Source organism: Flavobacterium procerum (genome assembly GCF_042431625.1).
Taxonomy (GTDB): Bacteria; Bacteroidota; Bacteroidia; order Flavobacteriales; family Flavobacteriaceae; genus Flavobacterium; species Flavobacterium procerum.
The window spans coordinates 70,419-94,941 of sequence record NZ_JBHLYW010000011.1 but is presented as its reverse complement, the minus strand read 5'-3'; the positions used below and the strand labels follow the sequence as shown (position 1 = coordinate 94,941).

At 33.5% G+C, this 24,523-nt stretch carries 13 protein-coding genes; 9 read left to right on the top strand and 4 right to left on the bottom strand.

Translation table 11 applies throughout. The features are described from left to right. Positions 1-3 precede the first annotated feature (3 nt). The 4 genes from hpt to obgE all read left to right on the top strand — a co-directional run bounded on the left by hpt (position 4) and on the right by obgE (position 3,738). On the top strand, positions 4-534 hold the full coding sequence (gene hpt, locus ACFFLS_RS18235; RefSeq protein ID WP_379683545.1) for a hypoxanthine phosphoribosyltransferase: 531 nt from the start codon (positions 4-6) through the stop codon (positions 532-534). Between the two features lie 66 nt (positions 535-600). Then, entirely contained in the window at positions 601-1,173 is a 573-nt protein-coding gene (locus ACFFLS_RS18230) for an adenylate kinase (RefSeq protein WP_379683544.1), read from the top strand. A gap of 201 nt (positions 1,174-1,374) precedes the next feature. Next, on the top strand, positions 1,375-2,649 hold the full coding sequence (locus ACFFLS_RS18225; RefSeq protein WP_379683543.1) for a hemolysin family protein: 1,275 nt from the start codon (positions 1,375-1,377) through the stop codon (positions 2,647-2,649). A gap of 87 nt (positions 2,650-2,736) precedes the next feature. After that, complete coding sequence (gene obgE, locus ACFFLS_RS18220; RefSeq protein WP_379683542.1) at positions 2,737-3,738, top strand: GTPase ObgE; 1,002 nt, start codon at positions 2,737-2,739, stop codon at positions 3,736-3,738. Between the two features lie 74 nt (positions 3,739-3,812). Here obgE and ACFFLS_RS18215 read toward each other — a convergent pair whose 3' ends face one another. Beyond that, entirely contained in the window at positions 3,813-4,343 is a 531-nt protein-coding gene (locus ACFFLS_RS18215) for an outer membrane beta-barrel protein (protein ID WP_379683541.1), read from the bottom strand. A 489-nt stretch (positions 4,344-4,832) separates the two neighbouring features. Here ACFFLS_RS18215 and ACFFLS_RS18210 point away from each other — a divergent pair, with 489 nt between their 5' ends. Further along, positions 4,833-6,977 carry a S46 family peptidase gene (locus ACFFLS_RS18210; protein ID WP_379683540.1) on the top strand — a complete coding sequence of 715 codons (2,145 nt, stop codon included), beginning with the start codon at positions 4,833-4,835 and terminating at the stop codon, positions 6,975-6,977. A 78-nt stretch (positions 6,978-7,055) separates the two neighbouring features. Here the strand turns inward: ACFFLS_RS18210 and ACFFLS_RS18205 are convergent, their stop codons facing one another. Continuing rightward, on the bottom strand, positions 7,056-13,385 hold the full coding sequence (locus ACFFLS_RS18205) for an alpha-2-macroglobulin family protein (protein ID WP_379683539.1): 6,330 nt from the start codon (positions 13,383-13,385) through the stop codon (positions 7,056-7,058). Positions 13,386-13,518: 133 nt separating this feature from the next. Here ACFFLS_RS18205 and ACFFLS_RS18200 point away from each other — a divergent pair, with 133 nt between their 5' ends. Then, positions 13,519-14,205: a tetratricopeptide repeat protein gene (locus tag ACFFLS_RS18200; RefSeq protein WP_379683538.1), complete on the top strand. Its 687-nt coding sequence runs from the start codon at positions 13,519-13,521 to the stop codon at positions 14,203-14,205. A gap of 58 nt (positions 14,206-14,263) precedes the next feature. Here the strand turns inward: ACFFLS_RS18200 and ACFFLS_RS18195 are convergent, their stop codons facing one another. Next, positions 14,264-20,728, bottom strand: a complete 6,465-nt coding sequence (locus ACFFLS_RS18195) for an alpha-2-macroglobulin family protein (protein ID WP_379683537.1) — start codon at positions 20,726-20,728, stop codon at positions 14,264-14,266. Positions 20,729-20,947: 219 nt separating this feature from the next. Here ACFFLS_RS18195 and ACFFLS_RS18190 point away from each other — a divergent pair, with 219 nt between their 5' ends. Beyond that, a complete protein-coding gene (locus ACFFLS_RS18190; protein ID WP_379683536.1) occupies positions 20,948-22,303 on the top strand; it encodes a UDP-N-acetylmuramate--L-alanine ligase in 1,356 nt (451 codons plus the stop codon). A gap of 113 nt (positions 22,304-22,416) precedes the next feature. On the opposite strand, the gene ACFFLS_RS18185 is transcribed toward ACFFLS_RS18190, so the two are convergent. Further along, positions 22,417-23,046 carry a DUF1287 domain-containing protein gene (locus ACFFLS_RS18185; protein WP_379683535.1) on the bottom strand — a complete coding sequence of 210 codons (630 nt, stop codon included), beginning with the start codon at positions 23,044-23,046 and terminating at the stop codon, positions 22,417-22,419. 96 nt (positions 23,047-23,142) lie between these two features. Here ACFFLS_RS18185 and radC point away from each other — a divergent pair, with 96 nt between their 5' ends. Both radC and ACFFLS_RS18175 read left to right on the top strand, forming a co-directional pair. Beyond that, a complete protein-coding gene (gene radC / locus ACFFLS_RS18180; protein ID WP_379683534.1) occupies positions 23,143-23,832 on the top strand; it encodes a RadC family protein in 690 nt (229 codons plus the stop codon). 3 nt (positions 23,833-23,835) lie between these two features. After that, complete coding sequence (locus ACFFLS_RS18175; protein WP_379683533.1) at positions 23,836-24,522, top strand: YjjG family noncanonical pyrimidine nucleotidase; 687 nt, start codon at positions 23,836-23,838, stop codon at positions 24,520-24,522. Position 24,523 lies beyond the last annotated feature (1 nt).

Genomic DNA, 24,523 nt, shown 5'->3' with positions numbered 1-24,523 from the left:
ATAATGATACAACTTCACGATAAACAATTTGTTCCGTTTATTTCGGCTAAAGAAATTGATTTTGCTTTAACTAAAATAGTGGCTCAGGTAGAAGACGATTTTGGAGATGATACACCAATTTTTATTGGAGTTTTAAATGGTGCTTTTATGGTGGTGTCAGATTTTCTAAAAAAATATAAAAAACCATGCGAGGTTTCATTCATCAAAATGGCGTCGTATGAAGGAACTGAAACGACAAATTCGGTTAAAGAATTAATCGGAATCAATCAGGACCTTTCTGGAAGAACCGTAATTATCATCGAAGATATTATCGATACAGGAAACACAATCGAAGAATTAAAGCATTTATTTAAAGCCCAAAATGTAAAGCATTTTAAAATTGCAACATTATTCTTTAAACCAGAAGCGTATAAAAAAGACATCAAAATAGATTATGTCGGAATTCGAATTCCGAATAAATTTATTGTGGGTTATGGTTTGGACTATGATGGATTAGGAAGAAACCTGACTGAGATTTACAAATTAGCAGAATAACAAAACACAACTATATATTCATTTTAAAACTTCTGAAAGACAGAAGTAACAACACTCATTTCAATTATGATTAACATCGTTTTATTTGGAAAGCCTGGTGCAGGAAAAGGAACTCAGGCAGAATTTTTAAAAGAAAAATACAATTTAACGCACCTTTCAACAGGAGATATTTTTCGTTTCAATTTAAAAAATGATACTGAACTAGGAAAAAAAGCAAGAGTTTTTATGGACAATGGAGAATTAGTTCCTTGCGAAGTAACAACTGCAATGTTAATTGATGAGGTAAAAAAACACCCTGACACAGCAGGATTTTTGTTCGACGGTTACCCAAGAACAATCAATCAGGCAGAAGCTTTAGACAAATTTTTGCCAACAATTGGTTCTAGCGTAACAGCAACAATCGCTTTAGAAGCTGACGACGAAATTTTAGTAGCGCGTCTATTAGAAAGAGGAAAAACAAGCGGAAGAGCAGATGACCAGGACGAAGAAAAAATTCGTGTGAGATATCAGGAATACAATGAAAAAACAGCTCCGCTAATCGATTATTATAAAGCACAGAATAAATTTCACGCTGTAGACGGTATCGGAGAAATTAAAGATATTACAGAGCGCTTAACGTCAGTTATAGATAATTTGTAGAAGCTTTTTCCAGCTGTACGTTACGAGTCCTCGCTAAAAAAACTATTTTTCCAAGCCATAAAACGAGCTTCTTTCAGTCGCTGTTTTCTGGCAGGAAAAATTAGTTTTTTTAGCTCCGGGCTCTTCACTTCCATCTGGGCTATTTAGATTACGATTACGAATTACATTAACGAGACTATTTTATAACGAATCCCCTATCAATTGGAAATACTAATAATATTTTTTCTAATTCTACTAAACGGAGTTTTCTCCATGTCTGAAATCGCTTTGATTTCGGCCCGTAAAAACAGGCTTGAAACTGCCGCGAAAAAAGGAAATAAAAGTGCTAAAACAGCACTCGATCTTGCCAACTCTCCAAACAAATTTTTATCGACAGTACAAATCGGAATTACCTTAATCGGAATTTTGACGGGTATTTATTCTGGAGATAAAATCACTGCCGATGTTGAGGTTTTTGTGACAGGTTTTGCAGTTTTAAAACCTTACGCACATTCCATAGCAGTCGGAATTGTAGTTGTAGTTTTAACTTTCTTCTCATTGGTTTTAGGAGAATTATTGCCCAAACGAATCGGATTAAATTATCCCGAAGCCATTGCTAAAATGGTAGCAATGCCGATGAAAGTGATTTCGATTATTACAGCGCCGTTTATTTGGTTATTAACGACATCGACAGATTTCTTGTTGAATATTTTTCAGATCAAACCAACCGCTGACGGAAAAGTGACTGAAGAAGAAATTAAAGCCATCATTAAAGAAGGAACCGAAGTTGGAGAAGTTCAGGAAATTGAACAAGATATTGTAGAGCGCGTTTTCCATATTGGAGATAGAAAAGTAAGTTCGTTAATGACACACCGTAAATCGGTTGACATGTTGCCGTTAAAAGCAGATAAAGAAAAGATTAAAGAATTGGTAGTTCAGGATCTGCATGCTGTTTATCCAGTTTATAATGATAATTACGATGATATTGTTGGAGTAGTTACACTTAAGAATATCTTCGCGAGCATCGAAAAAGATAATTTCGATTTGGCAGCAATAGTTTCTGATGCGCCTTATTTAATGGAACAGACAACGGCTTACAAAGCATTAGAGAATTTCAAGAAAACTGGAGTTCATTACGCTTTGGTTTCAGATGAATATGGCGTTTTTCAAGGTTTAATTACTTTGAATGACATCCTAGAAGCTTTAGTTGGAGATGCCTCTGAATTTTATAAAGATGAATTTCAGTTGGTAGAAAGAGAAGACGGTTCTTGGCTGGTAGACGGTCATTATTCGCTTCACGATTTCTTGACGTATTTTGAATTGGATGAATTGACAAACGATTACGATGTCAATACGGTAAGTGGCATGATTATGACTGAGCTTTCTCATATTCCAAAAGAAGGCGAAAAACTGGTGTGGCAGAAGTTTACACTAGAAGTTGTAGACATGGACGGAGTTAAGATTGATAAAGTGCTGGTTAAAGCACTAAAAGAGTAAAATTTGTTTCAAGTTTAAAGTTTCAAGTTGGTTGACGTTTTGTTAACTTGAAACTTGAAACATGAAACTACACATAAACAAGAAAAAATGACAGAAGGGAATTTTGTAGATTACGTAAAGATATATGTATCTTCCGGAAAAGGAGGAAAAGGATCTACGCATTTACATAGAGAGAAATTTATTGAAAAAGGTGGTCCGGACGGAGGAGATGGAGGTCGCGGAGGACATGTGTATTTAGTTGGGAATAAAGGACTCTGGACATTATTTCATTTAAAGTTTGCACGTCACATTAAAGCTGGTCATGGCGGAGACGGTGGAGGCGATCGCAGTACTGGTGCAGACGGAGATGATAAAATCATTGAAGTGCCGTTAGGAACTGTTGTAAAAGACAAAGAAACTGGTGAGACACTTTTTGAAATTACAGAGCACGGAGAAAAACAAATTTTGGCAAGAGGAGGAAAAGGAGGTTTAGGAAACTGGCATTTTAGAAGTTCGACAAACCAAACGCCTCGTTACTCACAACCAGGATTGCTTGGTGTAGAAATGGACATTATTCTAGAATTGAAAGTTTTGGCAGATGTTGGTTTAGTAGGTTTCCCAAATGCAGGAAAATCTACTTTATTATCCGTTTTGACTTCAGCAAAACCAAAAATTGCCGATTATCCGTTTACCACTTTAAAACCAAATTTAGGAATTGTAGCTTACAGAGATTTTCAGTCTTTTGTAATTGCTGACATTCCGGGAATTATTGAAGGCGCTGCCGAAGGAAAAGGTCTTGGACATTATTTCCTGAGACATATTGAGCGTAACTCAACTTTACTGTTTTTGGTTCCAGTTGATACGCCAGACATTCGTGCAGAATATGATATTTTGGTTAACGAATTAACTAAATATAATCCTGAAATGCTGGATAAAGAACGTCTTTTGGTTATCTCAAAATGCGATATGCTCGACGATGAACTCAAAGAAGAATTGAAAGCAGAACTGGATGTTACTTTTAAAGATGTTCCTTATATGTTTATTTCGTCTGTAGCACAACAAGGTTTGACAGATTTAAAAGATAAACTTTGGAAAATGCTTAACGAATAATACATCTTTATACAAATACAAAACCCGACAATTTATATTGTCGGGTTTTTACTTTTTAACTTAAATCGAAAAAATTATAATACGAAGTTTTTAGAAATCCCAATATTTAGCGTTTTTCCAAAATCAAAACCTATATGATTTTGTCTTAGGTCATTTTTGCCGTTAAGATTGTCGTAATTTATTCCTCCAATAGAAAAGTTTAAACAAAAGCCGTTTTTTATATCCATATAAACACCAGGTTCAAATCCCGCATAAATTCCTTTTGCATTGTTCAATGAAGTTTTTTGATATCCAACACCAAAATCTCCATAAAACGAAAACAATTCAGAAAGCGACACGGAATAACGAACAAAACCTCCAACTTTATATTTTTCGTTATTTTCTAAGCCCGTTACTTTAGCGTTCATTATTGAGCCTTGGAGACCTGCAGTCCATTTTTCTGAAAATTGATACCCAACTAAAGGAGAAAGTTCAAAATCAGATAGTTTTGAATCACCAATTTTTTCTGATGAGAATCCGACATTTCCTCCTACTAGTAATGAATTTTTTTGCGCGCTTGCAATAGTGGTAATTAATAAGGCAAATAAAAATACTAATTTTTTCATTTTTGTTTCATTTTTTAATTAGAAAGCGCAAATTTATATTTTTATTTAATGTAAGAAATAATTTATATTTATAATTTTTAAAAGAAAGTTAATTATTACAATTAAGTTATTGTTTTAATAAAATAATTTTTTATTTCTTATAATTTAAAGGTTTTAAGATTGTTATAATTTAGATTTTAATTCTATTTTGAAGCTTAATCAAATTATGAATTTTACAAAATCATCTTTTTCTTTTGTTACTCATAAATAATGACATTAAGAACGCAGATGCAACGGATTATTCCGTAAAGACCATGGATAAACACAGATTTAAAAAAATCAGTCTAAATCTGCTTCTTCGCGATAGCGAATCTGTTTAATCCGCGTCTTGTTTTTGTGTTAAATTCTTAATAAAAGGCTAAAAAAGCGAAAGCATGTGCAATTTTGAATTTGTTTTGAGTGGAATAATTATAAATATGAGCTATATTCGCAACACTTAAAATAAATAACATGAAAAAAATAGTTTTATTCTTAACCATGTCTCTTCTGACTTTTCCTGTAAAAGCAGATGAAGGAATGTGGTTCCTGATGTTTATCGAAAGATTAAATCACAGGGATATGCAAAAAATGGGTTTGCAATTGACAGCCGAAGAAATTTACAGCATCAATCATCACAGTTTAAAAGATGCGATTGTTCAGTTTAACGGAGGTTGTACTGCAGAAATCGTTTCTAAAGAAGGTTTGGTTTTAACAAATCACCACTGTGGTTACAATGCAATTGCAGAACTTTCGACTGCTGAGCAGAATTATCTTAAAGATGGTTTTTGGGCAAAAGACAAAAGTGCCGAAATGAAACCAAAATCGCTATACGTTCGTTTTTTTGTTCGTATGGATGATGTTTCTAAAAGAATCTTGTCTAAGGTAAACGACCAAATGACAGAAACAGAAAGAAACAAAGTTATTCAGCAAGAAATTAGCCTGATCGAAAAAGAAAACAACGAAGGCGGAAAATATACCGTTTCTGTTCGTCCTTTCTTTCAAGGAAATGAATATTACTATTTTGTTTACCAAGATTATACAGACGTTCGTTTAGTAGGAACGCCACCAGAAAGTGTTGGTAAATTTGGAGGCGATACAGACAACTGGGAGTGGCCTCGTCAAACAGGAGATTTCTCTATGTTTAGAGTATATGCTGACAAAAACGGAAATCCAGCTGCTTATTCAAAAGACAATGTGCCTTTGCAACCGAAGCATTATTTGCCAGTAAGCATTAAAGGTGTTAAAGAAAATGATTTTGCGATGATTTTAGGATATCCTGGAAGAACTAACCGTTGGATGCCATCTGGAGGAATTGAGCAAAATGTAAAATATGCTTATCCGGCATGGGTTGAAGGTGCCAAAACCGGAATGGATGTAATGAAAAAGTATATGGATAAAGATGCTACTGTTCGTTTGCAATATGCTTCTAAATATGCATCGACTGCCAATTACTGGAAAAACCGTCAGGGAATGATTGATGCGCTTACAAAAGCTGGAACTGCAGATGCCAAAGCTGAGCAGGAAGACAAATTCTACGAATGGGCAACAAAACCAGCTAATAAAGAAAAGTACGAAAATGTTATTCCGACAATCAACGAATATTATAGAGAAACCAATCTAAAAGCGACTCACGATAATTATCTGATGCAGCTTTTACGTACATCGAGTTATGCAACAGGCCCTGCAAATCTTGGAAATACGCTTATTGCTTATTTTAACGAAAATGACGCGAAGAAAGCAGAAATGTTGCCTAAGATCAATGCAATGATTGAGAATATTTACGGTGAATTTTACGAGCCACTTGAAAAAGATATTTTGGCAGCTCAGTTAAATTTATATGCTGCAAAAGGCGCAGAATACGGATTGGCAACTCAGGTTGCTAAAATGAAAGCAGCAAACAATGGTGATTTTACTACTGATGTTGCAAAAGCTGCTGAAGTAAGTTATTTTACTTCTAAAGAAAAAATCCAGGCATTTATGGCTAATCCTAAGCCATTGGCGATTGTACACGATCCGTTGTATATTATTTCTAATGATTTATTGACAAAATACCGTGCTAAAACAGACGATCAAGCTAAGTCAGAAGACGCTTTTGCAATTGCTTACCGCAAATTGGTTGAAGGTTTGAGAGAATCAAAATTAAACGCGATTCAGTATCCAGATGCAAACTCAACTTTAAGACTTACTTACGGAAAAGTTCGTGCTCTTCCTGCTGATCCTCGTAACGATGCTAAAATCAACAATTATACGACTATGGAAAGCATGGTGAAAAAGTATAAAGCAGGTGACGCAGAATTTGATCTTCCAGCTCGTTTGCTTGAATTGAACAAAGCAAAAGATTATGGTCAGTATGCTGATAAAGCGGGTTATATGCCAATCAACTTCTTGACAGATAACGATATTACTGGAGGAAATTCTGGTTCGCCAGTTTTGAATGGAAAAGGAGAATTGATCGGGATTGCTTTTGACGGAAACATCGAAGCAATGGCTGGTGACGTAATTTTCGATTCTAAATTACAAAGAACTATCAACGTTGATATTCGTTACGTACTTTGGATTATCGACAAATATGCAGGAGCTAAAAACATTATCAATGAATTGACGATTGCAAAATAATCTCAATTTCTTTATAAAATTAAACCCGACAGATTTAACCTGTCGGGTTTTTTAAATTATCGTTTTTTGGAATTTTCATCAATTCACTTTTACTTGAATTCCTTTTGTATGGCTGGTAAATTCAGGCGCATACATGCTTTCGATGGTTGTAATTCCGTTAGAGAATTCACCTTTGTTATTTACTCTTATATCGTATTCTAAAATATAAGTTCCTTTCATAATTTGGTCAAAGAAGAAATGTGTAGCCGCGTCTTTAGTACTCATATAATAGCCAAGCCTGTCTGCATATTGATATTGCGAGAGAACATTTACAGGTTCAAAACAAGAAGCACGCATGTCTTTTAAGTGAACATATTCGGTATTTTCTTTTGAAGTAATGATAAGGCGTACCGTAACTAAATCTCCGACTTTTAAAGGGTTTTTAGAAGTGATTTTTTGCAACTGCTCTCCTTTTACGGTTTTAGTCTTGATGTATAATTCTTTAGAAACGGATAATACAGCACCAGTATTATTTTTAATTTTATCCCAATCTTCAAAGTATTGCCAATAAATACCTCCAAATCCCGGAACATTTGACTTGTTCTGAATCCTTATTGAAGCCATTTCTTTCTTTACTTCATCGGCTTTCCAGATCATTTTGATGTAACCAGTTTCAGCTTCTTTTTCGTTTTCTGACAGTTTTTTGGTTGCAATTTTTTCATCTCCCACTTTAATAACGGTATTGTCTTTTACAGAAAGCCAATCAGTTCCTTGCATTAATAAAGCGTAGATGGCCTCGGTGGTTGATTTTGTGGTCGGCCAATTTTTGTTTTGTTTGTTTTTTAACAACCAGACTTTCATCGCATCTACCGATTTTGTGTCGTTTGTAATTTCGGCAAAAGCCTCAATCAATAAAGCCTGAGTTTCTATTGGAGCTTGGTACCAATACCAGCCCGATTTGTTGGCAATCCAGTACATTCCCCAATCTTCATTGTTGGATGAAGTTTCTTTTAGGCTTTCTAAAATCGTTTTGGCTGCCGCTTTTTCTCCGAAACGGTTTAGCGTTAAAGCTGTCATCCCTTTTTCGTAAAGAGAATAAGTAAGCCATTCTTTTTTGGCAGTTTCTAAATACAATTTAGTTGCTTTTTTCAAAGTATCAGAAAGCGGATATTTTTCTAGATAAAAACTTCTGGTATAAAGATAATGTAGGTCAGAGTAAGGATTGTACCAAGTTAATTTATCGCTCTTTTTCAAACCTTGAGTTCTGTTTTTATGATATTGTAAAAATTTAGAATCGATAAACGAAATACCACTTGATGCAATCTGTTCTAATTGAGATGATTTGGTGTTTCTTTGAAGTTTCTGCAAATGTCCGATACCTGCCAGAATATGTCGGGTCATATATTCGTTTTCATATCCGCCTTCAAACCATGAAAAAGCACCAGAAGATTGTTGTTTTCTTTTTAATTTTTGAAGAGCTGCTTCTTGAGATATTTTCATCTTCTCTAAATCAAATAGAATGGCGAGATTTCTCTTTTTCTCGTCTTCGTTTTTTATGTCATTTAGCCAAGGGGTTTCAGCTAAAATGAGTGATTTTAATTCTTCATTAGCTTCCAGTTTAGAATTCGGTTTGTCATTTTTCCTCCATTCATCAAAAATGGCAGCAATTTTCGGATTGCTTGAAATAATTTCCGAAGCGAGTGCATTTCCATAATAACGAGCAAAAGTCTGTTCGGCACATTCATGTTCATATTCCATTAAATAAGGAATTGATTGAATGGCAAGCCAAGTCGGATTAGCAGTATATTCTAATGCAAACAGATGGTTTTTTAAAGTCGTAGAATTATTGTTTTTTAAATTCTGAAAAGTATATTCTTTAGTTGAATTTTCACGAACCCAAATTGGAATGCTTTCTGTAACGAGCAGATTGTCGGTCAGGACAGGAAGTATGCTTTCTTCACCGTCTGAAAAATTACCAGCTTTTGCCACAATTTTATATTGCACACCTTGAAGGCCTTCAGGAATAGTAATCTTCCAGCTAACATTTGTATTTCCGAAAGCATCCATTGTAAAGTTTCTGATGTTTTTAGCATTAAGCATTTTAGAATCAATTGGCTGCATAGTTAAGGCGTCAAAAAACTGTAGAATTGCAATTCCGGTTTTGGCTTTGTCAGTAAGATTCGAAATTTTGGCATTGATTACAATAGCGTCTTTTTCTCTGAAAAATCTAGGAAAATTTGGCATGATCATTAATTCTTTTTGTGTAACAACACTTCTCTCCAGATAACCCGAAATGGCATCTTTATTATGTGCCATCAAACGCAGTTTCCAAGCGGTTAAAGCTTCAGGCGATGTAAAATTGAAACTTACATTTCCGGTCTCGTCTGTTTTTAGATGCGGAAAAAAGAAGGCCGTTTCAGAAAGATTTTTTCTGGTTTTTACTTGTGTCAATAATTCCATTGCTTTTTTTGTGGTGATAATGATGACACCATTTGCAGCTTTGCTTCCATAAGCAACTTTTGCTTTGTCTGCAGTTAAAAAATCTATAGACAGAATATCTTCAGGGTTTATTTTGTTGAAATCGCTTTCTGATGACTCGTCTCCATCAATTACATACAATGTTGATTTATTGACAACCATTGAGGTTAGCCCGCTTACGATTTTTTTGCCCGGAATAAATTTTAGTTTATCAGTCTGAAAGTAATATTCAGGATTATTCAAAGCATCACCTCCTTTAGAAATAACGGGCTTTATAAAACGTACTTTATCTATTTTCTTATCGGCTGGCGCAGCGTTGTAAACAGCATTATCTTCAGCTACCGAAGTTTGCACTGGTCCAGCACCAACGGGTTCATCAACAGCCAAAACAGCGTCTGGTTCCCCTTTAATCGTCTCGTATCCTAATTTCTTAGCTTTAATTTCTTCTAAAGTCATAGCGTAATCACCAAAACCACTATACTCAAAATTAAACCCAAACCAGTTTAGTTGTGTTTCTTCATCTTCATAATAGGGACCAATAAAATAGTCGTTAAGATTATTTACAGTCATATAAGTTTTATCGAAACCCAGATTGGTTTTAAAACTAACATTAGTGTAATTGCTGCGGTAAATATTCAGGTTCTGCCAATCTTTGACAATAAATTGGTCTAAAGAACTATTGTACATAGATGCTAGAACTTCAGCCTCTGTTTTTGTATTGATTCCGTTTAATTTAAAAGACCAGTTTTGCGGACTTCCAGGTTCAATCTTATTTCTGAAACTTTCAAAGGTCCATTCCAATTTTGAATCGACATCTTTAAGTTCTACATCAAGAGTTTCTGTAAAACTTGAATTTTCAAAAATACTTTGAAACCCTAATTTTATTTGGTTTTCAAACTCATCCTTTATCGGAATTTTGATTATTGTCTCATTATTTTCTAAATGAAAAATGTCTTCAAAGAAAACACTGCTTTGGTAATTTCCATTAGCCAAAATATAAAGGTCAGGAATAGGCGAGGTCACTTTTACCAATACAAAACCATCCTTTCTAGGATTGTCATTAATTCTTTTAACCGTTAGCAAACTTCCCCAATAAAACTTTTCTGCGCTTTGCTTAATTTGAAAGTAAGACGTGGTTTCGATAGGATTACTGAAACTATCTTTGGCAGAAAATGCCAATTTGTAATTGCCCGATTTATAGTTGGAAATGAAATCTAGAATAAGTTTTTTGTCTTTTTGAGTGTCTATCTTTTTGGAAAACACCAAGACTTCTTCAATTTTATCGTTGTTATTTTTATTGATTTCATAAGGAAATAGTTTTTCAAAATCTTCGTCTGAAATACTTTTTATCTCCGGCTGATCAAATATTCTTCTTTTAAATTTATTAGGAAATGAACTCAAGAAATACAATTTTACTTCGCCTTTGGCTGCCAAAAATTCTCCATTGAGATTGGTGCTCGATAATGTTATTTCGTTTTTGTCTTTAGTTTCTATGTTTTGAGGAACAGCGACATTCAGGATCAAATCGTGATAGCCGATTTTTACAGTGGTCTGCGCTGTATGTGTTTCTCCATTTATGTCTGTAACAGTTGCGTCTATTTGATAATTGAAAACCGGAAACTCTTTTTTCTTGTCGTTTTTAGAAGGAAGCGCTGTAAAGTCAATCGAGAATTTCCCAGAGGCATCAGTTTTGGTTTCTCCAGTGACCAAGGTTTCATTTCCTTCACGGTAATAACTTAGATAATAATTTGTATATCGAATTACAGTGTATTTTACCACAGCATCAGAAATAGAACTTCCTGCAAATGCCTTAGCGTTTCCTTTAACCTTAATAATCTGATTAAGTTTAAAAGATTCTTTTTTGGGTTCAAAAGTCACTTCAAATTTTGGACGTTTGTATTCTTCTACTTTGAAATAGACACTTGGAATATTAAAAATTATCTCATTCCACGACAATAATTTAGATTGTTCGTTTGCAGGAATACTAGCTTTTACCGCAGTAATATTAAAATTCCCAGTCAGACCATTTTTAGGGAGTACAAATTCTCCTGAAAAAGAACCAAATTCGTTGGCCGTAACTTCAATATTTTTTATGCGTTGATTATTGGCATCATAAACAATAACTTCAAACTTTCCATTTGGCACAACACTGGTTTTATTTTTGTTTTTCTGAAAAGCAATACCTTTATAATAAACAGTCTGACCCGGTCTGTAAATAGCACGGTCTAAGTAAAATTCTACTTTTCCATCTGTTCGGTTATTAGGTTTGTATTCTGAATTATATCGTGTATAATAATCTCTCCGAATAATTAAAGAGTCGCCGTCTTTTAAAAACTCAACAAATGAATAATCATGATTAGAAGGAATATTGTTAAAAAAAGCAGTGCCTTTTGCATCTGTTTGAGCAATAGAATCTTTAAATTTTATTAATACGTTTTCAACAGGTTTACCTGTTTTTCGATTCAGAATCTGATAGTTTTCGGTATCTTTTTGTTTAGATGCAAGTGCCATAAAATTGGAAACACAAATAATATCGCTTGTATAGGCTTTCTTATCTTTTGCATCTGAATCACTTTCGACAGCAATCAAATAGTTTCCAACTGTTAGCTTTGGCAATAAGACTTCTGTTGTGTAATCAAAGTAATCTTTTTTGTTTTGAAGGTCATAACTTTGCGAAACAACAGGTAGTCTAGCGGTGATTAATTTGAATAAACTATCTTGTCTTCTGCCGGTTTTAAATTCTTTTAATTCTGCGAGATTGATTTTAAAAAAGGAAATCTTGAAACGCTCTACATTTCGATAGTTTATAAACGCTCTTGTATTTTCATTTGGGTAATTAAATTCTTCAAGTTGCAATGACAATGATTTGGATAGAATTTCTGATTTTTTTTCCAAAGCATCATTCGCAGGATATGAATTTTCATTAATTTTTACAATCTCATCAACCAAAGCAAGGGCTTTAATATTGTTTTCTGGATAGTCTGTTTTGGATGCTTTTCTCACCAAGATTGAAATCTGTTCTAGTTTTATTTTCTGGATGAGAGATTTTTCTTTGGCTTCTTTCTCTATTTGATTTATGTAGGTTTCGAAACGATCATCTGAGTTCAAGAATGTTTCCTGACAGAATTTCGCTCTTTCAAATTGGTTTTCTAAAGAAGGATCGTTGATTTCTTTCTGTTGGTATAACCTTAGGGTGTATTCAAGGTTTAGCTCAGTAACAAAATCGAGATTCAATTTTGTAAAGACTTCAGAATTTCCGAAAAATTCCTCTTCAAAATTAAGTAAATCAAATTTTAAAATTTTCCAGCTCTTTATTTGAGAGGAAAAATATTCAATACTTTCGTTTAATAAATAGTCAAATAAACTCTGTGTTTTAAATTTTGAGTTTTCATGAAAGTAAAAAATAGTTTCATATTTGCTTAAAGGCGTGTTTTTTAAAATAGAGGCATTTTCTAATGTCTTTTTATAAAGTTTGGTAATTTCGTCTTCTACATTAAAATCAACCTCAATATAATCAGGGCTTGTCGAATTCGCATCCAATGTGTCCAATTCCGTCGTTTCGTAATCTACCACAGCTGCGGCACTATCAACCATTGTTTCGATATCGCCATAATCGCGATGATGAATCAAAAATTTTGCATAAACCAGATTTAAAAGTGCCTTTGATGGAACAGATACTCGATTAATGTCGCGTTTTAGATTAGCTAAAGTTTTCGTTTTAGCATCTTCATCTAAAGTATAAAGGTATTTTGAAGTATGAAAAAAGCATTTTATCATTTCTACTTCATTCTTATTGGAAACTGCTTTTTTGTAAATTCGATTTACGGCTCTATTGGCAGATTTAATTTTGCCAACGTTTTCAAGTGCCATGACTTTTTTCCATTCTTTGTCAGATTCTTGAGCGAAAACGGTTGCCGAAATCAATAAAAATAACAGTAAAATCTTTTTCATAAAAGGTGTTTTTAATATAAAGGAGTGTTTTTGTGGCGTAAAGGTTGGATTTAATTCAAAAATAAATTTCGTACAAATTAGTAATTTATCTCAAATGGCAAATGATACATTTATATTTCCTTATTTTTGAAACATGAAAAAACTACTGATTTTCTTTTTAATTGTTCCAATGTACTGTTGGCCGCAATCTAATTTTGAAAAAGCAGAGAAATTATTTCGTGCTAAAAAGTACGATGAAGCACAATTGCTTTTTGAAGGCATTCTTAAAAACAACCATTCAGATATCAAGACATTGGAATATCTGGGAGAAATAGAAGCGTATCAAAAATCATGGGTAAAAGGTGCGGCATATTTCAAAAGACTAAAAGAATTAAAACCAACAGTTTCCGATTATTTTTTTAAATATGGGGGATGTCTTGCGATGCATGCTGTAGAAGTCAATAAAATCAAAGCTTTTTCGATGGTTGGCGATATGAAAGAAGCTTTTGAAAAAGCAATTGAACTCAATCCAAAACATATTCAGGCACGATGGGCATTGATTGAAATATATTTGCAATTACCCGGAATTTTAGGCGGAAGCGAATCTAAAGCGATTTCATATTCTAATGAATTGGCTCAATTTTCTCCAATTGACGGTTATTTGTCAAGGGGAAGAATTGAAGAATATTTTAAAAGATATGATCTCGCCGAGAGAAATTATAAAAAAGCGCATGAAAGCGGCAATTCAAAAGTTACATTTCAAAAATTGTATAATTTATATTTGAATAAATTAAAAGACACAAAAAAAGCACAGGATTTAAAACGAAAATTCGAAGCTTAAAATGAAAAAACTCAAAAGACAAATTCTGTACTATCAGAATTTGTCTTTTGAGTTTTTTTTATTGAACTTTCACTCTGATTCCTTTTGTATGGCTTGCAAATTCTGGCGCATACATACTTTGAATCGTTGTGATTCCGTTTGAGAATTCGCCAATATTATTTACTCGAATATCGTATTCTAAAACATATGTTCCTTTGTTTATTTGGTTGAAGAAAAAATGTGTCGCAGCATCTTTTGTACTCCTATAATATCCTAAACGATCTTTGTACTGATATTCAGAAAGAACATTTACAGGCTCAAAACAAGAAGCGCGCATATCTTTTAAATGAACATATTCCATGTCTTCTTTAGAAGTGATAATTAGTCGAACTGTAACTAAATCTCCTATTTTTAAATAATTTTCCCTTGTGATTTTTTGTAATTCTTCACCTTTTAACGTGTTTTTCTTTAGATACAATTCTTTAGAAACAGACAAAACTGCACCCGAATTGTTTTTGATTTTATCTAAATCTTCAAAATATTGCCAATAAACACCACCAAACCCGGGAACCTTAGATTTGTTTTGAATCTTAATGGAAGCCATTTCTTTTTTGATTTCTTCAGGTTTCCAGTTTAGTTTGATGTAACCCGTTTCGGCTTCTTTTTCATTTTCGGATAATTTTTTGGTTAAGATTTTTTCGTCTCCCAATTTGATGACCGTATTGTCTTTTACCGAAAGCCAGTCGGTTCCTTGCATCAATAAAGCGTAAATTGCTTCGGTTGTTGATTTTGTTGTTGGCCAGTTTTTGGTCTGTTTGTTTTTCAAAAGCCAAACTTTCATCGCATCGACCGATTTGGTGTCTTGCGCGATTTCGGCGAAAGCTTCAATCAATAAAGCTTGAGTTTCTATCGGTGCTTGATACCAATACCAACCTGCTTTGTTGGCAATCCAGTACATTCCCCAGTCTTCATTGTTTGATGCTGTTTCTTTCAAGCTTTCGATGATTTTCTTAGCAGTTTCTTTTTCACCAAAACGATTCAAAGCCAAAGCGGCCAATCCTTTTTCGTAAATAGAATATTGCAACCAATCTATTTTGGCTCTTTCCAAATATAGTTTTGAAGCTTTTTTCAACGCATCAGACAAAGGATATTTCTCTAAATAGAAACTTCTGGTGTACAGATAATGCAAGTCAGAATACGGATTGATCCAGATTAATTTGTCAGTTGGCTTTAAGTTTTGGGTTCTACTTCTATAATATTCTAAAAACTTATTGTCTAAATACAGAATGCCGGTTTTAGCAATTTGATCTGTTTTTTCTTCATTGTCTTCAGATTGACTTAGTTTTTCTAAATGCCCCAAACCAGCGAGAATATGTCTTGTAATGTATTCGTTTTCTTCGTAGCCGTCAAACCAAGCAAAACCTCCAGATGCTTTTTGTTTCTTTTTTAATTTTTCGAAAGTAGCTTCTTGAGACCTTTCCATTTTCTCTAAATCAAATAAAAGCGCTAAGTTTTTCTTCTTTTCGTCTTCACTTTTTGCGTCGTTCAGCCAAGGTGTTTCGGCAAGAATAATTGATTTTAATTCTTCGTTTTCTTCTAGTTTTGAATGTAGTTTTTCATTTTTTCTCCAATTTTCAAAAATAGAAGCAATCTTCGGATTACTCGAAATAATTTCTGATGCTAACGCATTGGCATAAAATCGAGCAAAAGTCTGTTCGGCACATTCATGTTCGTATTCCATCAAATAAGGAAGCGACTGAATGGCGATCCAAGTTGGGTTCGAAGTATATTCAAGTGTAAACTGATGATTTCTTAAAGTTGAAGAATTGTTGTTTTTTAGATTTTCAAAAGTGTATTCTTTGGTTGAATTTTCGCGCACCCAAAGCGGAATACTTTCTGTAACGAGCATATTATTGGTCAGAACAGGAATAATGTTTTCTTCTCCATCCGAAAAATTACCTGCTTTTGCTACAATTTTGTATTGTACACCTTGTAAACCTTCGGGAATTGTAATCGTCCAGTTTGCGGTTGTGTTGCCTAATGCCGGAATTGTAAAGTTTTTGATGTTGTTTGTGTTTAACATTTTGGCATCGATAGGTTGCATCGTTGCCGCATCAAAAAACTGTAAACTTGCGATTCCGGTTTTCGCTTCGGCGGTAACATTTGAGATTTTAGCACTGATTACGATTGTATCTTTTTCTCTAAAGAATCTTGGGAAATTCGGCATAATCATTACTTCTTTTTGAGTAACAACGCTTTTCTCCAAATAACCAGAAACAACATCTTTATTATGCGCTAATAAACGAAATTTCCACGCCGTCAATGCTTCTGGCGAAGTAAAGTTAAAACTTATGTTTCCTTTATTATCTGTTTTTAAATGTGGGAAAAAGAAAGCCGTTTCCGATAGATTTTTACGTGCTTTTACTTTTGTTAATTCTTCTAACGCTTTTTTAGTTGTGATTATAATAGCGCCGTTTGCAGCTCCGCTTCCATAAAGCGTAGTTGCAGACTCATCTTTTAAAATATCAATTGATGCGATATCATTTGGGTTTAAATTATTTATATTGGCCATTATTATTCCATCAACTACATATATTGGTTGCATTCCCGAAGTAGATAATACTCCTCGGATTCGAAGACCAGCAGCGGTTTCGGATAGTGGGTCTGAAACTCCGGCAGTATTAAAAACCGTATTGTCTTCCATAACTGTTTCCGATTTAACCACTGCGCATACTGCCCCTGTGAGAGATTGTTTTTTTTGTGTTGCATAACCAACAACGACAACTTCTTCTAATTGATCGGAGTTTAGTTCTAAACTTTGATCTATAACTTTAGTGTTGTTTACTTTGACTGAAATTGTTTTTGAACCAATGTATGAGAAAACAAGTTCTTCTCCGACAGCAGCTTCAATTTCATAATAACCGTCAAAATCTGTAGTTGTGTTTCTTTGAGTTCCTTTTACCGTTATCGAAACTCCAGGCAGTTCCATCCCGTCGTTGTCTGTAACGATTCCCGAAATCATTTTTGCGTTTGCCGGTTTTCTTACTTTTTTAGAAAGCTGTTTTAAATATTGGCTTTGCTGATAAACAGAATTCGGATTGTTAAAATCAAAACCAAACCAAATTAAGTTGGTTGACTCGTTTGCAAACGTCATTCCTGAAATGTAACTATTTAAATTTTCAAACGTTTTATAGATTTGGCCAAAACCTAATATTGTTTTTCTATTTCCAGAATTACTATTGTACTCATATATCGTTGGTGAAGTCCAATTTTGAGTGGTGAATTTGTCTAAAGAACTATCGTACATTGAGGCTAAAACTTCGGCTTCTTTTTTAGTGTTTTGAGCTTTTAGTTGAAAAGACCAATTTTCGTTGCTTCCAGGTTCTATTTTGCTTCTAAAGCTCTCCGTTTTCCATTCTAATTTCTGGATTTCACTTTTTAGCGCAACGTTTAATTCTTCATTAAAAACTTGATTTTCAAAAACACTTTGAAAGCTTATTTTTAAGATTTTTTCAAATTCTGGCTTAAGCGGAATTTTAACAACAGTTTCATTGTTTTGAAGATGATTTGTTTCTTCAAAAAACACCCCATTTTTATAATTTCCTAGCGTGTTAATATACAATTCTGAGATTGACGAAGTTAGTTTTATCTCAACAAAACCGTCTTTTTTAGGATCTTCATTAATTTGCTGCGCAGTAAATAATTTGCTGGTAGTAAACTTGTCTTTGCTTTGTGTAAGTTCAAAATTTGTTTTTTCTTCAATTAGATTGCCAAAGCTGTCATTGGCACTAAAAACAACTTTGTAGTTGCCAGATTTGTAATTTGAAATAAAATCAAGTACAAGTTTTTTGTCTTTTTCGGTATTTACTTTTTGTGAATAAACTAAAGTTTCTTTCGGCTCATTTAAAAATTCTTTTCCTGTGATTTCAAAAGGAAATAATTTTTCGAAATCTTGATCTGAAATGGTCTCAATTTCGGGTTTTTCTAAACTTCTAAGTTTAAATTTATTCAAAAAAGGACGAACAAAATAGATTTTTATGTCACCTTTTGCAGCTTTAAATTCGCCGTTCAGGTTAGTACTGGTCAAGAAAATTTCGTTTTTGTCTTTAGTCTCGATTTTATTCGGCATTCCCAGTTCTAAAACCAAATCGTGATAACCCACTTCTACAGTTGTTTTAGAATCGTGTGTTTCACCATTGATGTCAGTAACAGAAACTTCAATTTCATAAGTAAAAATCGGTAGTTTTTCTTTTTCAGAATCTTCATCAGGCAATGCAGGAAACTCAATCGTAAATTTGCCAGAAGCATCGGTTTTTATTTCGCCATCGGCAATTTCTTCTTCGTCTTCTCTACCAAAATAATTATGATTGTAACTCGTATAACGCGTAACGATGTAACTTACCTTAGCATCAGAAACATTGCTGCCAGCAAAAGCTTTTGCAGCGCCTTTTACTTTTACCAATTGATCGATTTGAAAAGTTTCTTTTTTCGGGTCAAATACGATTTCAAATTTTGGACGTTTGTATTCTTCAACTTTAAAATGGGCTTGAGAATAGTTGAAATTTATGTTTTTCCAAAACGGATGTTTCTCTTTTTCCTTTTCATAATCAGCAGGTTTTTGAGCTGTAATGTTATAATTGCCAGTTAATCCCGTTTTAGGCAAAGTAAATTCTCCAGAAAAAGACCCAAATTCATTTGTTGTGACAGTAAACTCTTTTAGATTCGTAAAGTTGGGATCTTGAATTAAAATTCTGAAAACCGTATTTTGAACTACAGCTGTTTTTTCATTATTTTTCTGAAACGCAATTCCCTTAAAATAAATAGTCTGGCCGGGGCGATAAATGGCGCGGTCTAAATAAAACTCAACTTTAGCTTTTGAGTTTTCGGGCATGTTTTCTTGATAGACGCGATCACGCGAAAAATAATTGCGGGTAATCGTGAGACTGTCATTTTCAGATGAAACTTGCAGTGTTTCGTAATTTCGTTCGTTTGTTGTTTTCTGATAAGAAACCGTACCGTTTTTATCAGTTATAGCATTAAATCTCGATGAATTGACTTTTACATTTTTGAGCGGATTTCCTTTTTTTCGATTTAAGATTTGATAGGTCTGAATGTTATTTTTATCTGATGCTGCTATCGTGAAATTGGTTACAGTTACGGTTTCATAAGCAGTTGCTTTTTCATCTTTTGCGTCTTTTTCAGTCTCAAAATAAACAAGATATGATCCCGTTTTTAAATTTGGGAGCAATACTTCTGTCGTATATTCAAAATAGTCATTTTTGTTTTGTAGAGTGTACGTTTTTGTAATTTCTGGTTGTTGGTTTTTTACAATCGAGCTGGCTTCTGCATCTTTTGAGTTTTGAGGCATCATGAAGATTGAAACTTGTTTTTGATTGATTTTATAGAATGAAACCTTTAAGTTTTCTACATTTTTGTATCGAATAAAAGCACGCGTGTTTTCATTGTCATAAATATATTTTTGAAGTTGAACAGTCAACGATTTTGAAAGCACTTTTTGTTTTTGGCTTAAAGCTTTCTTTTGTTCGTTTGATCTATTGTTGACTTGGATAATGCTGTCTAAAATAACAAGCGCTTTATTATTGAAGTCAGGATGAAGGATTTTTGATGCAAATGGAAGAAAATAATCTACTTTTTCTAATTGAATTTTTTGAATCAATATTTTATCGCTGGCTTTTTTTTGAAGTTTGTTAAGTGCGGTTAAATAATCTTCATCAGCTTGAAACAAGTAATTTTTGGAAAAACGCAAACGTTCAAATTCATCTTCTACTGTCGGATTTTTGCTTTCTTTTTTTTGATATAATGAAATTACCAAACGCAGATTTTCATAGTGTATAAAATCTAAATTCAGTTTTGTAAATTCAGCAGCATCTCCGAAGAAATCTTTTATATAAGGTATAAAAACAAATTTCGGGATTTCCCAAGTGTTTAGTTTTTGCGTGTAAAATGCAATGTTTTCTTTTAAGACATAATCATACAAGTTTTCAGCTTTGAATTTCTCTAAAGAAACATAATCAAATAGCGATTCGTATTTATTCAGCGGCGTATTTTTCAGCAAATTTTCATTTTGCAACGTTTCTTTTAGTGCGGTATTTATTTGATTGTTAAAATCCTTTTCCGTCCATGTCAGGAAGTCAGCATCAGCTATTTCTAGATTTGTTCGCGTTCTAATTTGATAACTATTTTTGTTGAAATAAGCGCTCAGACATTTGGCATAAACAATGTTTAGAATTGCTTTTGAAGGAATAGAAACCTGACCAATAGTCGATTTTAAATTTTTTATAATCTTAGATTGTGCATCCTCTTCAAGAATTTGCATGTATTTAGATTGATAGAAAAAACATTTTATTATTTGTTCTTCGTCCTTTTTTGCTTTTGCATTTTTGTAAATGTCAGCGACAATTTCGCTAGCAGATTTAATTTTTCCTTCTTTTTCAAAAGCAATGATTTTGTCCCATTTTTTATCATTTTGTTGTGCAAAAATCGTTGCCGAAAGGAATAAGAATACAAACAATATATTTTTCATAAATCGGTTTTTCTTGTATAGAGGATTATTTTGTGGAAAAGGTTGGCTGAGATCAAAAATAAATTTCGTACAAATTAGTAATTTATATCAAAAAGCAAATGATACATTTTATATTTCCTTATTTTTGAAGAATATTCAAGACAAGTAATCGAAAGAAAACATAACAATCAATTGCCGGATTTCAGCTGGAATTTGGAATTTTAAAATTTGAAATTGTAAATGAAAACACATTTCATCGCCATTGGCGGAAGCGCTATGCACAATCTTGCATTAGCATTGCACAACAAAGGATATCAGGTTACAGGAAGCGACGATGCTATTTTTGAGCCTTCAAAATCTCGTTTGGAGAAAAAAGGAATTCTTCCTGCCGAAATGGGCTGGTTTCCTGAAAAAATCACGGCAGATATTGATGCGATTATTCTGGGTATGCACGCCAAAGCTGATAATCCTGAATTATTGAAAGCACAGGAACTGGGACTGAAAATCTATTCGTATCCTGAATTTTTGTACGAGCAGTCAAAAAACAAAACACGTGTGGTTATTGGCGGTTCGCATGGAAAAACAACCATTACTTCGATGATCCTGCATGTGATGAATTATCATAATATTGCCGTAGATTATATGGTAGGAGCACAGTTGGAAGGTTTTGATACAATGGTGCATCTTACCGAAGAAAATGATTTTATAGTATTGGAAGGAGATGAATATTTATCATCGCCAATTGATAGACGCCCGAAATTTCATTTGTACCAGCCTAACATTGCTTTGATTTCTGGAATTGCCTGGGATCATATTAATGTTTTTCCGACTTATGAAAACTATGTAGAGCAGTTTGAGATTTTTATTGCAAAGATTACAAACGGAGGTATTTTGGTTTACAACGAAAATGATTCTGAAGTAAAACGTGTTTCTGAAGCTGCAACAAATCCGATTAGAAAACTGCCTTATAAAACACCAAACTATACAGTAAATGATGGTGTGACACTTTTGGAAACTCCAGAAGGCGATATGCCAATTGAAGTTTTTGGAGCACACAATCTGAACAATCTTGCGGGAGCCAAATGGATCTGCCAAAACATGGGTGTTGATGAAGCCGAATTTTACGAAGCAATTGCGAGCTTTAAAGGAGCTTCTAAGCGTTTAGAGAAAATTGCCGAAGGAAAAGGAAAAGTAGCTTACAAAGATTTTGCGCATTCGCCAAGTAAAGTTGCCGCAACGACTAAAGCAGTAAAAGAGCAATATCCAAACAGAACTTTAGTGGCCTGTCTTGAATTGCATACCTACAGCAGTTTGAATGCCGAATTTTTGAAAGAATATGAAGGTGCTTTGGAATATGCAGACGTTGCAGTTGTGTTTTATTCGCCGGATGCTGTCAAAATCAAACAGCTTGAAGAAGTAACTTACGACCAGATTGCAAATGCTTTCAATAGAAAAGATTTGATAATCTATACAAATCCAACAGAGTTCAAAGAATATTTATTCAATTTGAATTTAGATAATTCTGCACTTTTATTAATGAGTTCAGGAAATTATGGAGGTTTGAATTTTGATGAAGTAAAAGGGTTGATTAATTAGATAATTAGTCAGTTTGAAAATTATATAATTAGCCGGTTGTTTTACAGTCGGCTTTTTTTATTGGAATTTGGAATTTCATTTTGAATATTGGAATTTTCTAATTGACAAACTATCTAATTATCTAATTGGAACATAAAATGCCCTACAATTTTATATTCAAAAAGACAATCTTCAAGAACTTGCCCGTTTCCAACATTATGGACAATCAGATTTCGTTTTCCGTCTTTAGATTTTTGGTCGGTTACAATTCCAATGTGTGGTAATTTATTATTGATCAACCAAGTTACTATTTCGCCGGTTTTATAATCTTCTGCATTTTGTGTAACAGGAAGTTTTGTACCCTTTCTTTCAAAAAAAACTTCTAAATTGGGTACTCTTCGATGATCTATATTGGTATCGGTTTTTCTCATACCCCATTTTTTAAGATTTGGATAACGCGAGAAATTTTTGATCATATCTTCATGAACTTCTTTCTGTAAATCAATTCCAAGTTTTCTGTAAGCTCGAATAATTACATCTGTACAAACTCCTTTGTTGGCAGGAACATCTCCATTTGGATATTTTATTGCAAAATAAGCAGGGTCATAATCTATTGAAGGATCAATTATAGAGATTGCTGCCTGAGATAATTTTTGACCAAAGCTTTTAGGCTCTTCATTTTTTACAAATGAAAAAGTTTTGGTTTCTTTTTGATTACATGAAATAAAGAGAATGAATAAAACGAAGAAGATTGAGTTTTTCATTTTTTCCTTAAATATACTAAAATAAAAATATTGAGTTATTTTTTTTTGAAAGATTTTTCTTCTTTTGCATATATTCGCTTTTGAAATCTTTATCTCATGGAACAATCTCATTTTCCGATTACCAATTGGTCTGAAGACGACAGACCTCGCGAAAAATTAATGCTTAAAGGAAAAAGTGTCTTAAGCGATGCCGAATTAATCGCCATTTTGATTGGTTCTGGATGCCGTAACGAATCGGCAGTCGATTTGAGTAAAAGAATTTTAAAAAGCGTAGAAAATCTTAATGCTTTAGGCAAAATGACTATTTCACAGCTGACCAATTTTAAGGGAATAGGAGAGGCAAAAGCCATTACGATTATTGCGGCACTTGAATTGGGTAGAAGGCGAAGAGAAGAAGATGCTGTTGAACTGAAAAAAATAACGTCTAGCAAGATTGCTTTCGAAATGATGCAACCTATTATTGGAGAATTGCCTCATGAAGAATTTTGGGTGCTTTTTCTTAATAATTCGAATAAAGTTATTTCGAAGTCGCAGTTGAGTAAGGGCGGAATCGCAGGTACAATTGTAGATGTACGCCTGATTTTTAAGCCTGCACTCGAAAACGGTGCTACAGGTCTGATTTTGTGTCATAATCATCCGTCTGGTAATGTTATGCCAAGTGAAGCAGACAGACAAATGACCAAAAAGATTAAGACAGCAGGAGAGAATCTAGATGTTAAAGTTTTGGATCATTTGATTATAACTGAATCAAAATATTATAGTTTTGCAGATGAAGGAATATTGTAATGTATGAATACCAAAATAACAGATATTTTTTTTGACTTAGATCACACACTTTGGGATTTTGATAAGAATTCGCAAATGGCATTTGATCGTATTTTTAAAAGTCAGTATCATGAAATCAATATTCATGATTTTATAGGGCATTATCTTCCAATAAATCAGGAATGCTGGAGGTTGTATCAAAATGATCAGATCACCCATCAGGAACTCCGTTACAACAGACTTAGATTTTCTTTTGATGCTTTAAACTATGTAATTTCAGACGAAAACATCAATCAGATTGCAAATGATTATATAGAATTTCTTACCGATAATAATTATCTTTTTGACGGTGCAATCGAGGTTTTAGAATATCTAAAGCCAAAATACAATCTACATATTATAACCAACGGATTTGCTGCTGTACAGGAAAAGAAGTTAAAAAATGCATCTTTAGGAAATTATTTCAGCACGATTACAAATTCTGAATCGGCAGGTGTAAAAAAGCCAAATAGTATTATCTTTGATTATGCAGTCAATCTTGCTGGAACAGCCAAAGAAAATAGCATCATGATTGGGGATGATTTGGATGCCGATATTAACGGAGCTTTAAACGCAGGCCTTGACGCTATTTTTTTTAATGATAAAAAGATAGAAATCACTCAAAATTTCAAACAAATAAACCATTTATTAGAACTAAAAAAATATTTATAAT

What these genes read in the sequence shown, in the direction of transcription:
- hpt (WP_379683545.1), top strand. Translation starts at nt 4, where the DNA reads ATGATACAACTTCACGATAAACAATTTGTTCCGTTTATTTCGGCTAAA.
- ACFFLS_RS18230 (WP_379683544.1), top strand. Translation starts at nt 601, where the DNA reads ATGATTAACATCGTTTTATTTGGAAAGCCTGGTGCAGGAAAAGGAACT.
- obgE (WP_379683542.1), top strand. Translation starts at nt 2,737, where the DNA reads ATGACAGAAGGGAATTTTGTAGATTACGTAAAGATATATGTATCTTCC.
- ACFFLS_RS18215 (WP_379683541.1), bottom strand. Translation starts at nt 4,343, where the DNA reads ATGAAAAAATTAGTATTTTTATTTGCCTTATTAATTACCACTATTGCA.
- ACFFLS_RS18210 (WP_379683540.1), top strand. Translation starts at nt 4,833, where the DNA reads ATGAAAAAAATAGTTTTATTCTTAACCATGTCTCTTCTGACTTTTCCT.
- ACFFLS_RS18205 (WP_379683539.1), bottom strand. Translation starts at nt 13,385, where the DNA reads ATGAAAAAGATTTTACTGTTATTTTTATTGATTTCGGCAACCGTTTTC.
- ACFFLS_RS18200 (WP_379683538.1), top strand. Translation starts at nt 13,519, where the DNA reads ATGAAAAAACTACTGATTTTCTTTTTAATTGTTCCAATGTACTGTTGG.
- ACFFLS_RS18195 (WP_379683537.1), bottom strand. Translation starts at nt 20,728, where the DNA reads ATGAAAAATATATTGTTTGTATTCTTATTCCTTTCGGCAACGATTTTT.
- ACFFLS_RS18190 (WP_379683536.1), top strand. Translation starts at nt 20,948, where the DNA reads ATGAAAACACATTTCATCGCCATTGGCGGAAGCGCTATGCACAATCTT.
- ACFFLS_RS18185 (WP_379683535.1), bottom strand. Translation starts at nt 23,046, where the DNA reads ATGAAAAACTCAATCTTCTTCGTTTTATTCATTCTCTTTATTTCATGT.
- radC (WP_379683534.1), top strand. Translation starts at nt 23,143, where the DNA reads ATGGAACAATCTCATTTTCCGATTACCAATTGGTCTGAAGACGACAGA.
- ACFFLS_RS18175 (WP_379683533.1), top strand. Translation starts at nt 23,836, where the DNA reads ATGAATACCAAAATAACAGATATTTTTTTTGACTTAGATCACACACTT.